Consider the following 1,033-nt stretch of genomic DNA (forward strand, 5'->3'; position numbering starts at 1 on the left):
AGCGGTTCTTCTTTCTGGACGACGTCGACCGGGATCTGATCGCGCTGCGGCGCTCGACGCACCACCAGCTCGGCTTCGCGCTCCAGATGTGCACGGTGCGCTACATCGGCCGGTTTCTCCCGGACAACCCGCTCGGCGCCCCCTGGCCGGTGGTCGAGCACCTGGCCGCGCAGCTCGGCATCGAGGACCCGTCGGTGGTGAAGCGGTACACCGAGCGGCCGAAGACGGCGTACGAGCACGCGTGGGAGATCCGGGACGCCTACGATTACCACGAGTACGAGGACCCGGAGTGGTCGCGGCGGTTCCGTACGTTTCTGCACGGGCGGGCGTGGACGCATGCCGAGGGGCCGAAGGCGCTGTTCGACCACGCGGTGGGCTGGCTGCGCCGTAACCGGGTGCTGCTGCCCGGGGTGAGCGTGCTGGCCCGGCAGGTGTCGGAGGTTCGCAGGGTCGCGGACCAGCGGCTGCACGCAACCGTAGCGGGGGCCGCCCGGCGCGCGGATGCGGCGTTGCCCGGGGACCTGGTGGCGACGCTGACGACGCCGGAGGGCTCGCGGCTCGCGGCTCTCGGAGCTGGAGCGGCTGCGCCGGCCGCCGACGCGTACGACGGGTACGGCGTTCGCCCGCGCGCTGGAGCGGGTTGATGAGATCGGCGCGTTCCAGCTCGGCAGGTTGAGGCTGTCGCAGATCCCGCCGAACCGGATGGCGTCGCTGGCCCGGTACGCGCTGGGGTCGAAGGCGGCGCTGCTGGAGCGGGCGGCGGAGCCGAAGCGTACGGCGATGCTCACCGCGGTGATGCGGCACCTGGAGGCGAAGGCGATCGACGAGGCCCTGGACTTGTTTCAGGTCCTCATGGCCACCCGGGTGCTGGTCGAGGAGCTGGAGCTGGTCGAGGAGCACGGGGCGGACGTGGATGTGGCCGCGCTGTGGGCGGCGCTGGAGGAAGTCGCCCCGCGCGCCGCCGTGATGACCGCGGCGGCCACGGTGGTCGCGCTGGTGCCCGAGGACGAGGGCTCGGCCGAGGTCGCGATGC

Annotated in this window: 1 pseudogene; it reads left to right on the top strand. The window is 72.5% G+C overall.

From position 1 onward, the window contains the following. Positions 1-1,033, top strand: a pseudogene (locus ACWEBX_RS41450) (DUF4158 domain-containing protein); the annotation flags it as partial.

It is taken from the genome of Streptomyces sp. NPDC005070, assembly GCF_053600395.1.